Consider the following 19,231-nt stretch of genomic DNA (forward strand, 5'->3'; position numbering starts at 1 on the left):
GCGCCCGGGGGCGGCGGTCAGGCGAACAGGCGCTCCAGGACCACCGCGATGCCGTCGGCCTCGTTGGACAGCGTCAGCTCGTCGGCCACCGCGACCAGCTCGGGGTGGGAGTTGGCCATGGCCACCCCCCACGCCGCCCACGCGAACATCGGGATGTCGTTGGGCATGTCCCCGAAGGCGATCGTGCGGGTGGCGCAGACGCCGAGGACGTCGGCCGCCCGGACCAGGCCGTGGGCCTTGTCGATGCCCGGCGGCTGGAGCTCCACCGTGTGCTCGCCCGCCATCGTGACGTTCACCAGGTCCCCGACCACCGACCGGGCCACCCGGGTCAGCTCGTCGTCGTCCAGTTCCGGGTGCTGGAGCAGCACCTTGTTGATCGGGGCCGCCCACAGGTCGCAGCGCCGGGCCACCCGCACCGTCGGCAGGTGCGGGTGCCACATCCGGTAGCCCGGCCCCATCAGCATCTCCGCGTCCAGGCCCTCCTGGTTGACCGCCGCGTAGACCTCGCCGATCTCCGCCTCGATCTTGCCGAGGGCCACCTCCGCCAGCTCCCGGTCCATGGAGACGGAGTGCAGGAGCCGGCCGCGCGCCGCGTCGTACACCTGCGCGCCCTGCGCGCACACCGCGAGCCCCGTGTACCCCAGTCCGTCGAGGACGTGTCGGACCTGGGGGACGGGGCGGCCGGTGACGATGATGTGCCGGGCGCCGGCCGCGCGCGCGGCCGCGAGAGCCCCGGAAGAACGGGCTGAAACGGCGTCCCCGGCACGCAGCAGAGTCCCGTCCAGGTCAGTGGCGATCAAGGCAAAGGGGAGGGCCGGAAGTGGCGCGAAAGTCACGCCGTCAAGGATACGGACCCCTTTGGACAAGTCCTACAAATAGAGCGCGAATCCGGCCTCCCACGCGCCCCCCTGTCCACGTAACGTGTCAACCAGCCCCCGGGACACCCCCGGACCGCGTCGAAAGCGAGGCAGTACCCCATGCCCCAGCAGAGCCCCCTCGATGTCCCCGAGGGCGACCCGTTCGGGCCGCACAACCTCCCCTACGGCGTCTTCTCGACCGCCGGTGAGGAACGCCGCCGGATCGGTGTCCGCATCGGCGGGCACGTGCTGGACGCGGGGGCGGCCGCGGTCGCGCTCGGCTCCCCGTACGCCGACCTGCTCGGCCGGTCCTCCCTCAACCCGCTGCTGGCCGCCGGGCGCACCGCCTGGCGCGACGTGCGGCGCGCGCTGACCGCCTGGGTCACCGACCCCGGCCACCGCCCCACCGTCGAGCCGCACCTGCTGCCGCTGGAACAGGTCACGCTGCACCTGCCGTACGAGGTCGCCGACTACGTCGACTTCTACGCGAGCGAGCACCACGCCACCAACGTCGGCCGGATGTTCCGCCCGGACGGCGACGCGCTGACGCCCAACTGGAAGCACCTGCCGATCGGTTACCACGGCCGCTCCGGCACGATCGTGGTCTCCGGGACCGACGTCGTCCGGCCCTCCGGACAGCGCAAGGCGCCCACCGACCCGGCGCCCGTCTTCGGCCCGTCCGTCAAGCTCGACATCGAGGCCGAGGTCGGCTTCGTCGTCGGTGCCCCGTCCGAGCTGGGCCGCCCGGTGCCGCTGGGCGCGTTCGAGGACCACGTCTTCGGACTGTTCCTGCTCAACGACTGGTCGGCGCGCGACATCCAGGCCTGGGAGTACGTGCCGCTGGGCCCCTTCCTCGGCAAGTCCTTCGCCACCTCCGTCTCCGCCTGGGTCACCCCGCTGGAGGCGCTGGACGCCGCCCGCGTCACCCCGCCCGCCCGGGACTTCCCGCTGCTGCCCTACCTGGACGACGCCGCCGTCGACCGCCCCGGCGGCTTCGACCTGCACATCACCGTCTCCATCAACGGCCAGGAGGTGGCGCAGCCGCCGTTCGCGACGATGTACTGGACGGCCGCCCAGCAGCTCGCGCACATGACCGTCAACGGCGCCTCCCTGCGCACCGGCGACGTCTTCGGCTCGGGCACCGTCAGCGGCCCCGAGGTCGGCCAGCGCGGGTCGCTGCTGGAGCTCACCTGGAACGGCCGCGACGCGATCGAGCTCGCCGACGGCAAGCGCACCTTCCTGGAGGACGGGGACACCGTCACCCTCACCGCCTGGGCCCCCGGCCCGGACGGCACGCGCGTCGGCCTCGGCGAGGTCACCGGCCGCATCACGGGCGCCGCGCAGTAGTCCCTCTCGGCCCACCTCGCGCCTCCGGACGGGACGACCCCCGTTCGGAGGCGCGCCGCGTGCGGCACGCCCGGGGGGCCGGGATGGTGGACGGACGACCGGAGGCGGGAACCCGTACCCGGTACCCCCACCGCGAGGAGCCGCCGCCATGACCGTACGCAGCCTGAGGACCCTCGTCACCTGCGCGGCCGCCGTGACGCTCGGCCTGACCGCCGTGGCGCCGGCCCACGGGGTCGAGGGGCCCGCCCCCGACCCGCACAACGCGAAGGCCATGCGGGACATGGCGACGGCGATGGCGGCGACCGCCAAGTACGCGGACGAGCGGCAGGCCATCAAGGACGGGTACGTCCCCAAGGGCGAGGAGTGCATGACGAACCCGTTCGGGGTGGGCGCCATGAACTACCACTACGTCAAGCAGGCCAACTGGGGTTCGAAGGACCCCGCGAGGCCGACCGCGCTCCTCTACAGCCGGGAGAAGGACAAGAACGGCCGTCGCCGGCTGGAGACGGTGGAGTGGATGTCCACCGACCGGGACCAGGACCTCAAGACCTCCGACGACCGGCCGAGCATGTTCGGGCTGCCCTTCGACGGGCCGATGCCGGGCCACTGGGCGGGCATGCCCAAGCACTACGACCTGCACATGTGGGCGTACAAGAAGAACCCGGCCGGCCGCTTCCACAACTGGAACCCGGCACTGACCTGCCCGAAGAAGGCCCCCACCCCGGGCAAGCCGGCGGCCGCCCACGCGCACGGCCACTAGTCCGGTCCCGTCGCCGTCAAGTGCCGTAGGCATATGACTCACTCGTAAGGACGGCTTCTCCGGGAATCCCGGGCGATACGCTGATCGGACTCGCGAGACTCCGTGGCATGGGAGCACTACCGATGAGCGTCGATCCCGAGACCCCTGAGCAGGAGCCCGCCCCGCGCTGGCCCGTCCCGCCTGCGGGCGGGTGGACGGCCGACGACCTTGACCGGCTTCCCAACCTGCCTCCGCACACGGAGCTGATCGACGGGAGCCTGATCTTCGTGAGTCCGCAAACCCGTTTCCATATGCGAGCGCTGCGATTCTTCGAATGGCAACTCGAATCACTGGTTCCGGACGGACTCGAAGTGATGAGAGAGTTCACCATCGACATCGACCGACTGAACCGGCCCGAGCCGGACGTCCTCGTCGTCGACGAGGAACTGGCCCGGGGCCCCGAGCAGCAGACGCGGATTCCCGTCGCGTCCGTCCGGCTGGCCATCGAGGTCGTCTCTCCCGATTCGATCGGCCGGGACCGCGAGACCAAGCCGGTCAAATACGCGCGGGCGGGAATCCCTCACTACTGGCGGGTCGAAAACAAGAACGACCGGGCGGTCGTCTACGTGTTCGAACTTGAACCGGCTACGCGCGCCTATGTGGCCACGGGCATCTTCCACGACCGGCTGAAGGTCTCGGTCCCCTTCCCCATCGACCTGGACCTCACCACCATCAAGCCGAAGGGGCTACCGGAGTAGCCCCGCGCAAAGCCGAGGGCCCGGCTCCCCCGAGGGGGGCCGGGCCCTGTGCGGTGCGGCGGACCGGTCAGCGGACGAAGGTGCTCGCCTGGCCCGCCAGTTCCAGGAAGTACTGCGGCGCCAGGCCCAGGACCAGGGTGACCGCGACGCCCACCGCGATGGTCGTCATCGTCAGCGGCGAGGGGACGGCCACCGTCGGGCCGTCGGCCTTCGGCTCGCTGAAGAACATCAGGACGATCACCCGGATGTAGAAGAACGCGGCGATCGCGGACGACAGGACACCGATCACGACCAGCGCCCCGGCACCGCCCTCCGCCGCCGCGCTGAACACGGCGAACTTGCCGGTGAAGCCCGACGTCAGCGGGATGCCGGCGAAGGCGAGCAGGAACACCGCGAAGACGGCCGCGGTCAGTGGCGAACGCCGGCCCAGACCGGCCCACTTGGACAGGTGCGTCGCCTCGCCGCCCGCGTCGCGCACCAGCGTGACCACCGCGAAGGCGCCGATCGTCACGAAGGAGTAGGCGACCAGGTAGAAGAGGACGGACCGGATGCCCGCCTCCGACGTCGCGATCACACCGGCCAGGATGAAGCCGGCGTGCGCGACGGAGGAGTACGCCAGGAGCCGCTTGACGTCCGTCTGGGTCACGGCGATCACCGCGCCCGCCAGCATCGTGACGATGGCCACCGCCCACATCACCGGGCGCCAGTCCCAGCGCAGCCCCGGCAGGACCACGTACAGCAGCCGCAGCAGGGCGCCGAACGCGGCCACCTTCGTCGCCGCCGCCATGAAGCCGGTGACCGGGGTCGGGGCGCCCTGGTAGACGTCCGGGGTCCACATGTGGAAGGGGACGGCACCGACCTTGAAGAGCAGCCCCGTCAGGATCAGCGCACCGCCCATGAGCAGCAGTACGTCGTTGCCCATGGTGGTGGCCAGCGCCGGGTCGATCTTCGTGATGGTGCCGTCGACCACGTCGGCGATCACCGCGTACGACATGGAGCCCGCGTACCCGTAGAGCAGCGCGATGCCGAAGAGGAGGAAGGCGGAGGAGAAGGCGCCCAGCAGGAAGTACTTCACCGCGGCCTCCTGCGACATCAGCCGCTGGCGGCGGGCGACGGCGCAGAGCAGGTACAGCGGGAGGGAGAAGACCTCCAGGGCGACGAACAGCGTCAGCAGGTCGTTGGCCGCCGGGAAGATCAGCATGCCGGCGATCGCGAACAGGGCCAGCGGGAAGACCTCGGTGGTGGTGAAGCCCGCCTTGACCGCGGCCTTCTCGCTGTCGCTGCCCGGTACCGACGCCGCCTGGGCGGCGAAGGAGTCCACCCGGTTGCCGTGCGCGGCCGGGTCCAGGCGCCGCTCGGCGAAGGTGAAGACGGCGACGACCGAGGCCAGCAGGATGGTGCCCTGCAGGAAGAGCGCGGGGCCGTCCACGGCGATGGCGCCCATCGCGGCGATGTGCGCCTTCGTCGAGCCGTACCCGCCGGCCGCGAGGCCGACCACGGCGGCGAAGGCCGAGGCCAGCGCCGCGAAGGTGAGGAAGACCTGGACGTAGTAGCGGGACCTGCGGGGCACGAAGGCCTCCACGAGGATCCCGACGATGGCCGCGCCCACCACGATCAGGGTGGGAGCGAGCTGCGCGTATTCGATGACCGGCGCCGGGATCCGGTCGGCGGGCGTGTCGGCCGCCAGTGTCCACAGGCTGTGGGCGGAGTTCAGAGCGCTCACTTCGCCGCCTCTCCGTTCTTGGCGTCGACCACGACCTCGGGCTTCGGGTCGGTCTGCTTCACGTCCGACATGGTGTGCTCCACCGCCGGGTTGACGATGTCGGTGAGGACCTTCGGGTAGACGCCCAGCCCGATCAGCAGCGCGATCAGCGGGGCGACCACCAGCACCTCCCGCACGCGCAGGTCCGGCATGGTGCGGACCTCCTCCTTCACGGGGCCGGTCATCGTGCGCTGGTAGAGCACGAGTGTGTAGAGCGCGGCCAGCACGATGCCGACGGTGGCGATGATCCCGACGACCGGGTAGCGGGCGAACGTGCCGACCAGCACCAGGAACTCACTGACGAAGGGCGCGAGGCCCGGCAGCGAGAGGGTGGCGAGGCCGCCGATCAGGAAGGTCCCGGCGAGGACCGGGGCCACCTTCTGCACGCCGCCGTAGTCGGCGATGAGCCGCGAGCCGCGCCGCGAGATGAGGAAGCCGGCCACCAGCATCAGCGCCGCCGTCGACAGGCCGTGGTTGACCATGTAGAGGGTGGCGCCGGACTGGCCCTGGGAGGTCATCGCGAAGATGCCCAGGATGATGAAGCCGAAGTGCGAGATGGAGGCGTAGGCCACCAGCCGCTTGATGTCCCGCTGGCCGACGGCCACCAGCGCGCCGTAGACGATGCTGATCAGGGCCAGGACGAGGATGACCGGCGTGGCCCACTTGCTGGCGTCGGGGAAGAGCCCGAGGCAGAAGCGGAGCATCGCGAAGGTGCCGACCTTGTCGACGACCGCGGTGATCAGGACGGCGACCGGGGCGGTGGACTCGCCCATCGCGTTCGGCAGCCAGGTGTGCAGCGGCCACAGCGGGGCCTTCACCGCGAAGGCGAAGAAGAAGCCGAGGAACAGCAGCCGCTCGGTGTTGGTCGCCATGTCGAGCGTGCCCGCGGCGCGGGCGGCGGTGATCTCCTGGAGCGAGAAGTTCCCGGCGACCACGTACAGGCCGATGACGGCGGCGAGCATGATCAGGCCGCCGACCAGGTTGTAGAGGAGGAACTTGACCGCTGCGTAGCTGCGCTGCGCGGCCGCGTTCTCGTCGCTGCCCGAGTGGGCCCGGTCCCCGAAGCCGCCGATGAGGAAGTACATCGGGATGAGCATGGCTTCGAAGAAGATGTAGAAGAGGAAGACGTCGGTGGCCTCGAAGGAGATGATCACCATCGCCTCGACCATGAGGATCAGGGCGAAGAAGCCCTGGGTCGGGCGCCAGCGCTTCGAGGTGGTCTCCAGCGGGTCGGCGTCGTGCCAGCCGGCCGCGATCACGAAGGGGATCAGGAGCGCGGTGAGTCCGATGAGGACGACGCCGATCCCGTCCACGCCCAGTTCGTAGCGGACGCCGAAGTCGGCGATCCAGGCGCGGGATTCGGTGAGCTGGTAGCGGTCGCCACCGGGTTCGAAACGGACGGCGATCAGCACGGCCAGGGCCAGCGTCGCCAGGGAGAAGAACAGCGCGAGCCACTTGGCGGCGGTCCGGCGGGCGGCCGGGACGGCCGCCGTGAGGATCGCGCCGACCGCGGGCACCGCGGCCGTGACCGTCAGAAGCGGGAAGTCCATGTCACACCGCCCTCATCAGCAGGGTCGCGGCGACGAGGATCGCCGTGCCCCCGAACATCGAGACCGCGTAGCTGCGGGCGTAGCCGTTCTGCAGCTTGCGCAGGCGGCCCGACAGACCGCCGACCGAGGCGGCCGTCCCGTTGACCACCCCGTCGACCAGGCTGTGGTCGACGTACACGAGGGAGCGGGTCAGGTGCTCCCCGCCGCGCACCAGCACGACGTGGTTGAAGTCGTCCTGGTACAGGTCGCGGCGGGCGGCCCGGGTGAGGAAGGAGCCGCGCGGGGCGACGACCGGGACGGGCCGCTTGCCGTACATCGCCCAGGCGATGCCGACTCCGACGAGCAGCATCACCATGGTGGCCGCGGTGACCGTCATGGCGCTGACCGGCGGGTTGCCGTGCGAGTAGCCGGTGACGGGCTCCAGCCACTTCAGGAAGCGCTCGCCGATCTCGAAGAAGGCGCCGGCGAAGACCGAGCCGAAGGCGAGGATGACCATGGGGATGGTCATGGACTTCGGGGACTCGTGCGGGTGCGGCTCGTGGCCGTCCGCGTCCGGCTGCCAGCGCTTCTCGCCGAAGAAGGTGAGGAGCATGACGCGGGTCATGTAGAAGGCGGTGATGCCGGCGCCCAGCAGGGTGACCCCGCCGAGGATCCAGCCCTCGGTGCCGCCCTTCGCGAAGGCCGCCTCGATGATCATGTCCTTGGAGAAGAAGCCGGACAGGCCCGGGAAGCCGATGATCGCCAGGTAGCCGAGGCCGAAGGTGACGAAGGTGACCGGCATGTACTTCCGCAGGCCCCCGTACTTGCGCATGTCGACCTCGTCGTTCATCCCGTGCATCACGGAACCGGCGCCGAGGAAGAGGCCCGCCTTGAAGAAGCCGTGCGTGACCAGGTGCATGATCGCGAAGACGTAGCCGATGGGGCCGAGGCCCGCGGCGAGGATCATGTAGCCGATCTGCGACATCGTCGAACCCGCCAGGGCCTTCTTGATGTCGTCCTTCGCGCAACCGACGATCGCACCGAAGAGCAGCGTGACCGCGCCCACGACGGTGACGACCAGCTGGGCGTCCGGCGCCGCGTTGAAGATCGCGGCCGAGCGGACGATCAGGTAGACGCCGGCGGTCACCATGGTGGCCGCGTGGATCAGGGCCGAGACCGGGGTCGGGCCCTCCATCGCGTCCCCGAGCCAGGACTGCAGCGGGACCTGCGCCGACTTGCCGCAGGCGGCCAGCAGCAGCATCAGGCCGATCGCCGTCAGCGTGCCCTCGGACGTCTCGCCCACCGCGCCGAACAGGGGGGTGAAGGCGAAGGTTCCGAAGGTGGTGAACATCAGCATGATCGCGATCGACAGGCCGATGTCGCCGACGCGGTTGACCAGGAAGGCCTTCTTCGCGGCCGTGGCCGCGCTGGGCTTGTGCTGCCAGAAGCCGATCAGCAGGTACGAGGCGAGGCCCACGCCCTCCCAGCCGAAGTACAGCAGCAGGTAGTTGTCGGCGAGGACCAGCAGCAGCATGGCCGCGACGAACAGGTTGAGGTAGCCGAAGAAGCGGCGGCGGCGCTCGTCGTGCTCCATGTACCCGATCGAGTACACGTGGATGAGCGTGCCGACGCCCGAGATCAGCAGGACGAAGGTCATCGACAGCTGGTCCAGCTGGAAGGCCATGTCCGCCTGGAAGCCCTCGACGGGGATCCAGGTGTACAGGTTCTGGGTCAGCGTCCGGTCGTCGGCGCTGCGCCCCAGCATGTCGGCGAAGAGGACGACACCGATCCCGAAGGAGACGGCCGCGAGCAGGGTGCCGAGCCAGTGGCCGGTCTTGTCGAGGCGCCGGCCGCCGCAGAGCAGCACCACCGCTCCGAGCAGGGGCGCCGCGATCAGCAGCGCAATCAGGTTCTCCACAGCGACCCCTTACAGCTTCATCAGGCTGGCGTCGTCGACCGAGGCCGAGTGGCGGGTACGGAACAGCGACACGATGATCGCCAGGCCGACCACGACCTCCGCGGCGGCGACGACCATCGTGAAGAAGGCGATGATCTGGCCGTCGAGGTTGCCGTGCATCCGGGAGAACGCGACGAAGGCGAGGTTGCAGGCGTTGAGCATCAGCTCCACGCACATGAACAGCACGATCGCGTTCTTGCGGATCAGCACCCCGGTGGCGCCGATCGTGAACAGCAGGGCCGCCAGGTACAGGTAGTTGACCGGATTCACTTCGAGGCCTCCTCACGGCCGAGACGCTCCGCGGAGCTCTGCTCCAGCGCCTTGAGGTCGTCGAGCGCCTCGCCGGACACGTCGCGGATCTGGCCGCGGGCGCGCAGCGTCTGGCTGACGGTCAGCTCGGACGGGGTGCCGTCCGGCAGCAGGCCGGGGACGTCCACCGCGTTGTGCCGGGCGTAGACGCCGGGCGCTGGCAGCGGCGGGAGCTGCACGCCCTCGCGCACGCGCCGCTCGGCCAGCTCGCGCTGGGTCGCGGCCCGTTCGGTGCGCTCGCGGTGGGTGAGCACCATCGCGCCGACGGCCGCGGTGATCAGCAGCGCGCCGGTGATCTCGAAGGCGAAGACGTACTTGGTGAAGATCAGCTGGGCCAGGCTCTCGACGTGTCCGGCGGAGTTGATCCGGCCGAGCCCGTTGAACTGGCCGAGCCCCGCGTGGCCGATGCCGGCGAACAGCAGGATGCCGAAGCCGAGCCCGCACAGCAGGGCCAGCCAGCGCTGCCCCTTGATGGTCTCCTTCAGGGAGTCGGCGGCGGTGACGCCGACGAGCATGACCACGAAGAGGAAGAGCATCATGATCGCGCCGGTGTAGACGATGACCTGGACGACGCCCAGGAAGTACGCCCCGTTGGCGAGGTAGAAGACCGCCAGGATGATCATCGTCCCGGCGAGGCTGAGGGCGCTGTGCACGGCCTTCTTCATCAGGATCGTGGCCAGCGCGCCGATGACGGCGACGGTGCCGAGGACCCAGAACTGCACGGCCTCGCCGGTGGAGGTGACGGTCGCGGCGATGGCGCTCATGCCCCCACCTCCGCGGTGTTCCCGTCGGCTGCGTCGGCCGGCTCCTCCCCCTTGGAGACCGCCACCTGCCGGACGGTGCCCGGGGCGGCGCCCGTCACCAGTCCGCGGTAGTAGTCCTGCTCGTCGGTGCCGGGGAAGATCGAGTGCGGTGCCTCGACCATGCCCTCGGTCAGCCCGGCGAGCAGCTGGTCCTTGGTGTAGATGAGCGACTCGCGGCTGGCGTCGGCCAGTTCGAACTCGTTCGTCATGGTCAGAGCCCGGGTCGGGCACGCCTCGACGCACAGCCCGCACAGGATGCAGCGGGCGTAGTTGATCTGGTAGACGCGGCCGTAGCGCTCACCCGGGGAGTAGCGCTCCTCCTCGGTGTTGTCCGCGCCCTCCACGTAGATGGCGTCGGCGGGACAGGCCCAGGCGCACAGCTCGCACCCGATGCACTTCTCCAGACCGTCGGGGTGCCGGTTGAGCTGGTGCCGTCCGTGGAAGCGCGGGGCGGTCGTCTTCTGCTGCTCCGGGTACTGCTCGGTGAGGCGCTTCTTGAACATGGCCTTGAAGGTCACGCCGAAGCCGGCCACCGGGTTCTGCCACTTCTCGTCAGACATTCTCAGCACCCTCCTCTCGGTCACTGTCGGTGTTCGCGCCGCCGCTGACGATCAGCTCGCGCTCGTTGCGGGGCCGCCTGCGCGGTACGGGTGCCAGGTGCTGGCCGGGCTTGGGCGGTACGGGGAACCCGCCCGCCAGCGGATCGAAAGGCGCGGTGTCCTTGCCCGCGTCCGCGGCCGCCGCCTTCTCGCGCTTGTCGCGGAAGACGTCCGCGACGAAGGAGAGCAGCAGGATCGCCACGACGGCGCCGCCGACGTAGAGGGCGATGTCCGCGATCTCGTACGCCTCGTTGCGCAGGGCCCGGACGGTGGCGACCATCATCAGCCAGACCACGGAGACCGGGATCAGGACCTTCCAGCCGAGCTTCATCAGCTGGTCGTAGCGCACGCGCGGCAGCGTGCCGCGCAGCCAGATGAAGAAGAAGAGGAGCAGCTGCACCTTGAGGACGAACCAGAGCAGCGGCCACCAGCCGTGGTTCGCGCCCTCCCAGAAGGAGCTGATCGGGTACGGGGCCCGCCAGCCGCCGAGGAACAGCGTGACCGAGACCGCCGAGACGGTGACCATGTTGACGTACTCGGCGAGCATGAACAGCGCGAACTTGATGGACGAGTACTCGGTGTTGAAACCGCCGACCAGGTCGCCCTCGGACTCCGGCATGTCGAAGGGGGCGCGGTTCGTCTCGCCGACCATCGTGACGACGTAGATGATGAAGGACACCGGCAGCAGCACGATGAACCAGCGGTCCTGCTGGGCCTCCACGATCGCCGAGGTCGACATCGACCCGGAGTAGAGGAAGACCGAGGCGAAGGCCGCGCCCATCGCGATCTCGTAGGAGATCATCTGCGCGCAGGAGCGCAGGCCGCCGAGGAGGGGGTACGTGGAGCCGGAGGACCAGCCCGCCAGCACGATGCCGTAGATGCCGACCGAGGCCACCGCGAGGATGTAGAGCATCGCGATGGGCAGGTCGGTCAGCTGCATCGAGGTGCGCTGGCCGAAGATGGAGACCTCGTTGCCGGCCGGGCCGAAGGGGATCACCGCGATGGCCATGAACGCCGGGATCGCCGCGATGATCGGGGCCAGGACGTACACGACCTTGTCGGCCCGCTTGACGATGATGTCTTCCTTGAGCATCAGCTTCACGCCGTCGGCGAGCGACTGGAGCATGCCCCAGGGGCCGTGCCGGTTGGGGCCGATGCGCAGCTGCATCCAGGCGACGACCTTGCGCTCCCACACGATGGAGAAGAGCACCGTCACCATCAGGAAGGCGAAGCAGAACACCGCCTTGATGACGACGAGCCACCAGACGTCCCGTCCGAAGAGGGACAGGTCCTCGGCAGCGAGTTGAACGGTGTTCACGCGCCCACCTCCGCAGTGGTGTCGCCTGCGCCGGCCGGGGTCGCCGGGCCGATGCGTACGAGGGTGCCCGGGCGGGCTCCGGCGTCGGCGAGGACGCCGGAGCCGGTGGAGTTCAGCGGGAGCCAGACGACGCGGTCGGGCATCTCGGTGATCCGGAGCGGGAGTTCCACGGTGCCGGCGGGGCCGGTGACCGCGAGGACGTCGCCGTCCTTGACGCCCGTCTCGGCGGCCGTGGCGGCCGAGAGCCGGGCACTGGCCTCGTGCCGGGTGCCGGCCAGGGCCTCGTCGCCCTCCTGGAGCCGGCCCTGGTCGAGGAGGAGCCGGTGGCCCGCGAGGACCGCCTCGCCGACGCCCGGACGGGGCAGCGGCACGGGGCGGGTGGACTGCTCGGAGGCGAGTTGGCCCTCCCAGGGGCCGAGCCGCTCCAGCTCCCGGCGTACGGCGTGCACGTCGGGCAGGGCGATCGGCCGGTCGGCGGCGTCGGCCAGCATGTGCAGCACGCGAGCGTCGGCCGGGGCGAGCCGGCGGGTCATCTGGTCGGGCTTGAGCGCGGCCTCGAACGGCCGGACCCGGCCCTCCCAGTTGATGAACGCGCCCGCCTTCTCGGCGACCGCGGCGACCGGCAGGACCACGTCCGCGTGGTCGGTGACCTCGCTGGGCCGCAGCTCCAGGGAGACCACGAAGGCCTCCTGCAGGGCGGTCCGCGCGCGGGCCGGGTCCGGCAGGTCGGTGACCTCGACGCCCGCGACCAGCAGCGCGGACAGTTCCCGGGTCGCGGCCGCCTCGACGATCTGGCCGGTGTCGCGGCCGTAGCGGTGCGGGAGTTCGTCCAGGCCCCAGGCGGTGGCGACCTCGTCGCGGGCCCGCGGGTCGGTGGCCGGACGGCCGCCCGGCAGCAGCGACGGCAGCGCGCCGGCCTCGACGGCGGCGCGCTCTCCGGCGCGGCGCGGGATCCACACCAGCTTCGCCCCGGTCGCGGCGGACGTCCGTACGGCGGCGGTCAGCGCGCCGGGCACGCCGGCGAGGCGCTCCCCGACGACGATGACGGCGCCCGGTCGGCGCAGGGCCTCGGCGGCTTCGGCGCCGCCCGCCTCCAGGCCGGTCCGCGAGGACAGCGCGTCGAGCCAGTCGGGCTCGGTGCCGGGGGCGGCCGCCAGCAGGGTGCCGCCGGCCTTCTCCAGGCCGCGGGTGGCGAAGGGGGCGAGGGCGAAGGTCCGCTGCTTGAACCTGCGGTGGGCCTTGCGCAGCCTCAGGAAGACCCCGGGGGCCTCCTCCTCGGCCTCGATGCCGGCCAGAAGCACCGCGGGCGCCGCCTCCAGCGAGGCATAGGTGACGCCGTCGCCGTCGAGGTCCTTGCCGGTGCCGGCGACGGTGGCGGCCAGGAAGTCGGCCTCCTCCGCACTGTGCACGCGGGCCCGGAAGTCGATGTCGTTGGTGTCGAGCACGACGCGGGCGAACTTGGCGTACGCGTAGGCGTCCTCGACGGTGAGCCGCCCGCCGGTGAGCACCCCGGCCCGGCCGCGCGCGGCGGCGAGCCCGTTCGCCGCGGCCTCCAGGGCCTCGGGCCAGCTCGCCGGTTCCAGGACCCCGGCGGCGCTGCGCACCAGCGGGGTGGTCAGCCGGTCCGGGCGCTGGGCGTAGCGGAAGGCGAAGCGGCCCTTGTCGCAGACCCACTCCTCGTTGACCTCGGGGTCCTCCGCGGCGAGGCGCCGCAGCACCTTGCCGCGCCGGTGGTCGGTACGGGTCGCGCAGCCGCCCGCGCAGTGCTCGCACACGCTCGGGGAGGAGACGAGGTCGAAGGGGCGGGAGCGGAACCGGTACGCGGCCGAGGTGAGGGCGCCGACCGGGCAGATCTGGATGGTGTTGCCGGAGAAGTACGACTCGAAGGGATCGTCCTCGCCGGTGCCGACCTGCTGGAGCGCACCGCGTTCCAGGAGCTCGATCATCGGGTCGCCGGCGATCTCGTTGGAGAAGCGGGTGCAGCGGGCGCACAGCACGCACCGCTCCCGGTCCAGCAGGACCTGCGTGGAGATCGGGACCGGCTTCTCGTAGGTCCGCTTCTTCCCCTCGAAGCGGGACTCGGCGTTGCCGTGCGACATCGCCTGGTTCTGCAGCGGGCACTCGCCGCCCTTGTCGCAGACGGGGCAGTCCAGCGGGTGGTTGATGAGCAGCAGCTCCATCACTCCGCGCTGGGCCTTGTCGGCGACCTCGGAGGTCAGCTGGGTCTTGACGACCATGCCGTCGGTGCAGGTGATGGTGCAGGAGGCCATCGGCTTGCGCTGGCCCTCGACCTCGACGATGCACTGGCGGCAGGCGCCGGCCGGGGGCAGGAGGGGGTGGTCGCAGAACCGGGGGATCTCGATGCCGAGCTGCTCGGCGGCCCGGATGACGAGGGTGCCCTTGGGTACCGAGAGCTCGGCCCCGTCGATGGTCAGCGAGACCAGGTCCTCGGGCGGGACGGCTGCTTCTCCCCCGGAGGCGGCCGTAGTGGTGACGGTCATGCGTTCACCTCCGTGTCGGCCCAGAGGGTCGACTTCCTGGGGTCGAAGGGGCAGCCCTTGCCCGTGATGTGCTGCTCGTACTCCTCGCGGAAGTACTTCAGCGAGGAGAAGATCGGGCTGGCCGCGCCGTCGCCGAGGGCGCAGAAGGACTTGCCGTTGATGTTGTCGGCGATGTCGTTCAGCTTGTCGAGGTCGGACATGACGCCCTTGCCGGCCTCGATGTCGCGGAGCAGCTGGACCAGCCAGTAGGTGCCTTCGCGGCAGGGCGTGCACTTGCCGCAGGACTCGTGCGCGTAGAACTCGGTCCACCGGGTGACGGCCCGCACCACGCAGGTGGTCTCGTCGAAGCACTGGAGGGCCTTGGTGCCGAGCATCGAGCCGGCGGCTCCGACGCCCTCGTAGTCCAGGGGGACGTCGAGGTGCTCGTCGGTGAACATCGGGGTGGAGGAGCCGCCCGGGGTCCAGAACTTCAGCCGGTGCCCGGGCCGCATGCCGCCGCTCATGTCGAGGAGCTGGCGCAGGGTGATGCCCAGGGGGGCCTCGTACTGGCCGGGTCCGACGACGTGCCCGGAGAGGGAGTAGAGGGTGAAGCCGGGGGACTTCTCGGTCCCCATCGACTTGAACCAGTCCTTGCCCTTGTTCAGGATCGCGGGAACCGAGGCGATGGACTCCACGTTGTTCACGACAGTGGGGCAGGCGTAGAGCCCCTCGACCGCCGGGAAGGGGGGACGCAGCCGGGGCTGGCCGCGCCGTCCTTCGAGGGAGTCGAGCAGCGCCGTCTCCTCGCCGCAGATGTACGCGCCCGCGCCCGCGTGCACGGTGATGTCGAGGTTGCGCCCGGTGCCGTCGATGTCCTGGCCGAGGTAACCGGCCGCGTACGCCTCGCGCACGGCCTCGTGCAGTCGCCGCAGGACGGGGACCGTCTCGCCGCGCAGGTAGATGAAGGCGTGCTCGGAGCGGATCGCGTAGCAGGCGATGATCATTCCCTCGATGAGGGAGTGCGGGTTGGCGAAGAGGAGGGGGATGTCCTTGCAGGTTCCCGGCTCCGACTCGTCGGCGTTCACGACGAGGTAGTGCGGCTTTCCGTCGCCCTGCGGGATGAACTGCCACTTCATTCCGGTGGGGAAGCCGGCGCCGCCGCGTCCGCGCAGGCCCGAGTCCTTCACGTAGGCGATGAGGTCGTCGGGGGTCATCGCGAGCGCCTTGCGCAGGCCCTCGTAGCCCTCGTGGCGCCGGTAGGTCTCCAGCGTCCACGACTCGGGTTCGTCCCAGAAGGCGGAGAGGACGGGGGCGAGGAGCTTCTCCGGACTGGTCCCGTTCTTGCTGAGTTCCGTCGACACGGACATCACTCCCCTCCCTCGGTGGTGCTCTCGCCGCGCGGGTGGACGATCGGGGCGTGCGGGGGCTCGCCCCGGGCGATGCGCAGGCCGATCAGGGAGGCGGGACCGGCGCCGCCGGTGGCCTCCACCGCGCCCGCCCGCTCGTCCGGGAAGCCGGCGAGGATCCGGGCGGTCTCCTTGTAGGTGCACAGCGGTGCGCCGCGGGTCGGGGAGACCTCCCGGCCGGCCAGCAGGTCGTCGACCATGGCCTTGGCGGAGTCGGGGGTCTGGTTGTCGAAGAACTCCCAGTTGACCATCACCACGGGGGCGTAGTCGCAGGCCGCGTTGCACTCGATGTGTTCGAGGGTGACCTTGCCGTCGGGGGTGGTCTCGTTGTTGCCGACCCCGAGGTGCTCCTTGAGTTCCTCGAAGATGGCGTCGCCGCCCATGACCGCGCACAGGGTGTTGGTGCAGACGCCGACCTGGTAGTCGCCCGAGGGCTTGCGCCGGTACATCGTGTAGAAGGTGGCGACGGCGGTGACCTCGGCCGTGGTCAGCCCGAGCGTCTCGGCGCAGAACCGGATGCCGGTCTTGGAGACGTAGCCCTCCTGCGACTGGCACAGGTGCAGCAGCGGGAGCAGCGCCGAGCGGCTGTCGGGGTAGCGGGCGACGACTTCCTTCGCGTCCGCTTCGAGGCGCGCGCGTACCTCCGCCGGGAAGTCGGGGGCGGGCAGCTGGGGCATGCCCAGCGAGACCCCTCGGTTCTGAGGACTGGCGGTCATCGGTCGACGCCTCCCATCACGGGGTCGATGGAGGCGACGGCGACGATGACGTCGGCGACCTGGCCGCCCTCGCACATCGCGGCCATGGCCTGCAGGTTGGTGAAGGACGGGTCGCGGAAGTGGACCCGGTAGGGGCGGGTTCCGCCGTCGGAGACGACGTGGACGCCGAGCTCGCCCTTGGGGGACTCGACGGCCGCGTAGGCCTGGCCGGCCGGTACCCGGAAGCCCTCGGTCACCAGCTTGAAGTGGTGGATGAGGGCCTCCATGGAGGTGCCCATGATGTTCCTGATGTGGTCGAGCGAGTTGCCGAGGCCGTCGGGGCCCATGGCCAGCTGCGCCGGCCAGGCGATCTTCTTGTCGGCGACCATGACCGGGCCGGGCTCCAGCCGCTCCAGGCACTGCTCGACGATCCGCAGGCTCTGGCGCATCTCCTCCAGGCGGATCAGGAACCGCCCGTAGGAGTCGCAGGTCTCGGTGGTCGGCACGTCGAACTCGTAGGTCTCGTAGCCGCAGTACGGGTCCGACTTGCGCAGGTCGTGGGGCAGGCCGGCGGAGCGCAGGATCGGGCCGGTGGCGCCGAGCGCCATGCAGCCGGAGAGGTCGAGGTAGCCGACGTCCTGCATGCGGGCCTTGAAGATGGGGTTGCCGGTGGCGAGCTTGTCGTACTCCGGCAGGTTCTTCTTCATGGTCTTCACGAACTCGCGCAGCTGGTCGACCGCGCCCGGGGGCAGGTCCTGCGCGAGGCCGCCGGGGCGGACGAACGCGTGGTTCATGCGCAGGCCGGTAATCAGCTCGAAGATGTCGAGGATCAGCTCGCGGTCGCGGAAGCCGTAGATCATGATCGTGGTCGCGCCCAGCTCCATGCCGCCGGTGGCGATGCACACCAGGTGGGAGGAGAGCCGGTTGAGCTCCATCAGCAGGACGCGGATGACGGTGGCGCGGTCCGGGATCTGGTCGGTGATGCCGAGCAGCTTCTCGACGCCGAGGCAGTACGCCGTCTCGTTGAAGAACGGCGTCAGGTAGTCCATGCGCGTGACGAAGGTGGTGCCCTGCGTCCAGTTGCGGAATTCGAGGTTCTTCTCGATTCCGGTGTGGAGGTAGCCGATGCCGCAGCGGGCCTCGGTGACGGTCTCGCCGTCGATCTCCAGGATCAGCCGGAGCACACCATGGGTGGACGGGTGCTGCGGACCCATGTTGACGACGATCCGCTCGTCGTCGGCCTTGGCCGCCGACTGGACGATCTCGTCCCAGTCGCCGCCGGTGACGGTGTAGACGGTGCCCTCGGTCGTCTCGCGGGCGGAGGAGTGGTTGCCCGCTCCTTCATTCGTGATGGGGGACATCAGCTGTACGACCTCCGCTGGTCGGGAGCCGGGATCTGGGCGCCCTTGTACTCGACGGGGATGCCGCCGAGCGGGTAGTCCTTGCGCTGCGGGAAGCCCTGCCAGTCGTCCGGCATCATGATCCGGGTGAGGGCCGGGTGCCCGTCGAAGACCAGGCCGAAGAAGTCGTACGTCTCGCGCTCGTGCCAGTCGTTGGTCGGGTAGACGGCGACGAGCGAGGGGACGTGCGGGTCGCTGTCCGGGACGGACACCTCCAGCCGCAGGATCCGGCCGTGGGTGAGCGAGCGCAGGTGGTAGACGGCGTGCAGCTCGCGGCCCTTGTCCCCGGGGAAGTGGACTCCGGAGACCCCGGTGCAGAGCTCGAAGCGCAGGGCGGGGTCGTCGCGCAGGGTGCGCGCGACGCGCACGAGGTGCTCGCGGGCGATGTGGAAGGTGAGCTCGCCCCGGTCGACGACCGTCTTCTCGATGGCGTTCTCCGGGAGCAGGTCCTGCTCCTCCAGGGCGCCTTCGAGCTCGTCGGCCACCTCGTCGAAGTAGGAGCCGTAGGGGCGGGAGGTCGCGCCGGGCAGGGCCACGGTGCGCACGAGGCCGCCGTAGCCGCTGGTGTCGCCGCCGTTCGCCGCGCCGAACATGCCCTTGCGGACGCCGATGACCTCGGGGCCCTGGGCGCGCGGGGCGGGGAGGCCGCTGCCGTCCGCGCCGGTCGCGCCGGTTTCGTTGCCGTGGTCCGGCTCTTGGGTCTCGCTCACCGGAGCAGCCCCTTCATCTCAATGGTGGGGAGGGCCTTGAGGGCCGCCGCCTCCGCCTCGCGGGCCGCTTCCTCCCGGTTCACGCCGAGCTTTCCGCCCTGGATCTTCTGGTGGAGCTTGAGGATCGCGTCCATCAGCATCTCGGGGCGGGGCGGGCAGCCGGGGAGGTAGATGTCCACCGGGACGATGTGGTCGACGCCCTGGACGATCGCGTAGTTGTTGAACATTCCGCCCGAGGATGCACAAACCCCCATGGAGATGACCCATTTGGGAGCGGGCATCTGGTCGTACACCTGGCGCAGCACCGGCGCCATCTTCTGGCTGACCCGCCCGGCCACGATCATCAGATCGGCCTGGCGCGGGGAGCCGCGGAAGACCTCCATGCCGAAGCGGGCCAGGTCGTACCGGCCCGCTCCGGTCGTCATCATCTCGATGGCGCAGCAGGCGAGGCCGAAGGTCGCCGGGAAGACGGACGACTTGCGCACCCACCCCGCGGCCTGTTCGACGGTGGTCAGCAGAAAGCCGCTCGGCAGCTTCTCTTCCAGTCCCATGGGAAATTCAG

Annotated in this window: 17 protein-coding genes; 3 read left to right on the plus strand and 14 right to left on the minus strand. The window is 70.4% G+C overall.

All coding sequences use genetic code 11. The features are described 5' to 3' along the window. Window positions 1-17: 17 nt before the first annotated feature. Window positions 18-836: an HAD family hydrolase gene (locus tag AB0O53_RS16685; protein WP_350992933.1), complete on the minus strand. Its 819-nt coding sequence runs from the start codon at window positions 834-836 to the stop codon at window positions 18-20. 141 nt (window positions 837-977) lie between these two features. On the opposite strand from AB0O53_RS16685, the gene fahA reads away from it, so the two are divergent. The 3 genes from fahA (at window position 978) to AB0O53_RS16700 (ending at window position 3,701) form a co-directional block, all read left to right on the plus strand. Then, window positions 978-2,204, plus strand: coding sequence for a fumarylacetoacetase (gene fahA, locus AB0O53_RS16690; RefSeq protein ID WP_350992935.1), 1,227 nt, complete (start codon window positions 978-980; stop codon window positions 2,202-2,204). 148 nt (window positions 2,205-2,352) lie between these two features. Further along, window positions 2,353-2,964 carry a hypothetical protein gene (locus tag AB0O53_RS16695; protein WP_350992937.1) on the plus strand — a complete coding sequence of 204 codons (612 nt, stop codon included), beginning with the start codon at window positions 2,353-2,355 and terminating at the stop codon, window positions 2,962-2,964. A gap of 122 nt (window positions 2,965-3,086) precedes the next feature. Then, complete coding sequence (locus AB0O53_RS16700; RefSeq protein ID WP_053631102.1) at window positions 3,087-3,701, plus strand: Uma2 family endonuclease; 615 nt, start codon at window positions 3,087-3,089, stop codon at window positions 3,699-3,701. 67 nt (window positions 3,702-3,768) lie between these two features. Here the strand turns inward: AB0O53_RS16700 and nuoN are convergent, their stop codons facing one another. The 13 genes from nuoN to AB0O53_RS16765 are packed head-to-tail and all read right to left on the minus strand — an operon-like array spanning window position 3,769 to window position 19,220. Further along, entirely contained in the window at window positions 3,769-5,415 is a 1,647-nt protein-coding gene (nuoN, locus tag AB0O53_RS16705) for an NADH-quinone oxidoreductase subunit NuoN (protein ID WP_434094393.1), read from the minus strand. Between the two features lie 5 nt (window positions 5,416-5,420). Then, window positions 5,421-7,013, minus strand: coding sequence for an NADH-quinone oxidoreductase subunit M (locus AB0O53_RS16710; protein WP_350992941.1), 1,593 nt, complete (start codon window positions 7,011-7,013; stop codon window positions 5,421-5,423). A 1-nt stretch (window position 7,014) separates the two neighbouring features. Then, the gene (nuoL, locus tag AB0O53_RS16715) at window positions 7,015-8,910 is read right to left on the minus strand and encodes an NADH-quinone oxidoreductase subunit L (RefSeq protein WP_365196228.1); all 1,896 of its coding nucleotides are present in this window, start codon (window positions 8,908-8,910) and stop codon (window positions 7,015-7,017) included. Between the two features lie 9 nt (window positions 8,911-8,919). Continuing rightward, window positions 8,920-9,219, minus strand: a complete 300-nt coding sequence (gene nuoK / locus AB0O53_RS16720; RefSeq protein ID WP_030653455.1) for an NADH-quinone oxidoreductase subunit NuoK — start codon at window positions 9,217-9,219, stop codon at window positions 8,920-8,922. Next, window positions 9,216-10,022, minus strand: coding sequence for an NADH-quinone oxidoreductase subunit J (locus AB0O53_RS16725; protein WP_350992945.1), 807 nt, complete (start codon window positions 10,020-10,022; stop codon window positions 9,216-9,218). The genes nuoK and AB0O53_RS16725 overlap by 4 nt, the downstream gene beginning before the upstream one ends. Next, a complete protein-coding gene (nuoI, locus tag AB0O53_RS16730) occupies window positions 10,019-10,621 on the minus strand; it encodes an NADH-quinone oxidoreductase subunit NuoI (protein ID WP_350992947.1) in 603 nt (200 codons plus the stop codon). Before nuoI ends, AB0O53_RS16725 begins: the two co-directional genes overlap by 4 nt. Beyond that, on the minus strand, window positions 10,614-11,978 hold the full coding sequence (nuoH, locus tag AB0O53_RS16735) for an NADH-quinone oxidoreductase subunit NuoH (protein ID WP_350992949.1): 1,365 nt from the start codon (window positions 11,976-11,978) through the stop codon (window positions 10,614-10,616). The genes nuoI and nuoH overlap by 8 nt, the downstream gene beginning before the upstream one ends. Continuing rightward, the gene (locus AB0O53_RS16740) at window positions 11,975-14,479 is read right to left on the minus strand and encodes an NADH-quinone oxidoreductase subunit G (RefSeq protein ID WP_365196231.1); all 2,505 of its coding nucleotides are present in this window, start codon (window positions 14,477-14,479) and stop codon (window positions 11,975-11,977) included. The genes nuoH and AB0O53_RS16740 overlap by 4 nt, the downstream gene beginning before the upstream one ends. After that, entirely contained in the window at window positions 14,476-15,825 is a 1,350-nt protein-coding gene (nuoF, locus tag AB0O53_RS16745; protein WP_365196234.1) for an NADH-quinone oxidoreductase subunit NuoF, read from the minus strand. The genes AB0O53_RS16740 and nuoF overlap by 4 nt, the downstream gene beginning before the upstream one ends. Further along, the gene (gene nuoE, locus AB0O53_RS16750) at window positions 15,825-16,580 is read right to left on the minus strand and encodes an NADH-quinone oxidoreductase subunit NuoE (protein ID WP_350992955.1); all 756 of its coding nucleotides are present in this window, start codon (window positions 16,578-16,580) and stop codon (window positions 15,825-15,827) included. The genes nuoF and nuoE overlap by 1 nt, the downstream gene beginning before the upstream one ends. Beyond that, a complete protein-coding gene (locus AB0O53_RS16755; RefSeq protein ID WP_350992956.1) occupies window positions 16,577-17,920 on the minus strand; it encodes an NADH-quinone oxidoreductase subunit D in 1,344 nt (447 codons plus the stop codon). Before AB0O53_RS16755 ends, nuoE begins: the two co-directional genes overlap by 4 nt. Then, window positions 17,920-18,669 (minus strand): NADH-quinone oxidoreductase subunit C, encoded by a 750-nt coding sequence (locus AB0O53_RS16760; RefSeq protein WP_350992957.1) that lies wholly within the window; start codon window positions 18,667-18,669, stop codon window positions 17,920-17,922. The genes AB0O53_RS16755 and AB0O53_RS16760 overlap by 1 nt, the downstream gene beginning before the upstream one ends. Further along, on the minus strand, window positions 18,666-19,220 hold the full coding sequence (locus AB0O53_RS16765) for a NuoB/complex I 20 kDa subunit family protein (RefSeq protein WP_030028258.1): 555 nt from the start codon (window positions 19,218-19,220) through the stop codon (window positions 18,666-18,668). Before AB0O53_RS16765 ends, AB0O53_RS16760 begins: the two co-directional genes overlap by 4 nt. Window positions 19,221-19,231 lie beyond the last annotated feature (11 nt).

The organism is Streptomyces erythrochromogenes, from assembly GCF_040684695.1.
In the GTDB taxonomy this organism is placed as follows: domain Bacteria; phylum Actinomycetota; class Actinomycetes; order Streptomycetales; family Streptomycetaceae; genus Streptomyces; species Streptomyces erythrochromogenes_C.

Excerpts from the sequence above, each read along its gene's own strand:
- fahA (WP_350992935.1), top strand. The coding sequence starts at position 978 with ATGCCCCAGCAGAGCCCCCTCGATGTCCCCGAGGGCGACCCGTTCGGG.
- AB0O53_RS16695 (WP_350992937.1), top strand. The coding sequence starts at position 2,353 with ATGACCGTACGCAGCCTGAGGACCCTCGTCACCTGCGCGGCCGCCGTG.
- AB0O53_RS16700 (WP_053631102.1), top strand. The coding sequence starts at position 3,087 with ATGAGCGTCGATCCCGAGACCCCTGAGCAGGAGCCCGCCCCGCGCTGG.
- AB0O53_RS16710 (WP_350992941.1), bottom strand. The coding sequence starts at position 7,013 with ATGGACTTCCCGCTTCTGACGGTCACGGCCGCGGTGCCCGCGGTCGGC.
- AB0O53_RS16725 (WP_350992945.1), bottom strand. The coding sequence starts at position 10,022 with ATGAGCGCCATCGCCGCGACCGTCACCTCCACCGGCGAGGCCGTGCAG.
- nuoI (WP_350992947.1), bottom strand. The coding sequence starts at position 10,621 with ATGTCTGACGAGAAGTGGCAGAACCCGGTGGCCGGCTTCGGCGTGACC.
- AB0O53_RS16740 (WP_365196231.1), bottom strand. The coding sequence starts at position 14,479 with ATGACCGTCACCACTACGGCCGCCTCCGGGGGAGAAGCAGCCGTCCCG.
- nuoF (WP_365196234.1), bottom strand. The coding sequence starts at position 15,825 with ATGTCCGTGTCGACGGAACTCAGCAAGAACGGGACCAGTCCGGAGAAG.
- nuoE (WP_350992955.1), bottom strand. The coding sequence starts at position 16,580 with ATGACCGCCAGTCCTCAGAACCGAGGGGTCTCGCTGGGCATGCCCCAG.
- AB0O53_RS16755 (WP_350992956.1), bottom strand. The coding sequence starts at position 17,920 with ATGTCCCCCATCACGAATGAAGGAGCGGGCAACCACTCCTCCGCCCGC.
- AB0O53_RS16765 (WP_030028258.1), bottom strand. The coding sequence starts at position 19,220 with ATGGGACTGGAAGAGAAGCTGCCGAGCGGCTTTCTGCTGACCACCGTC.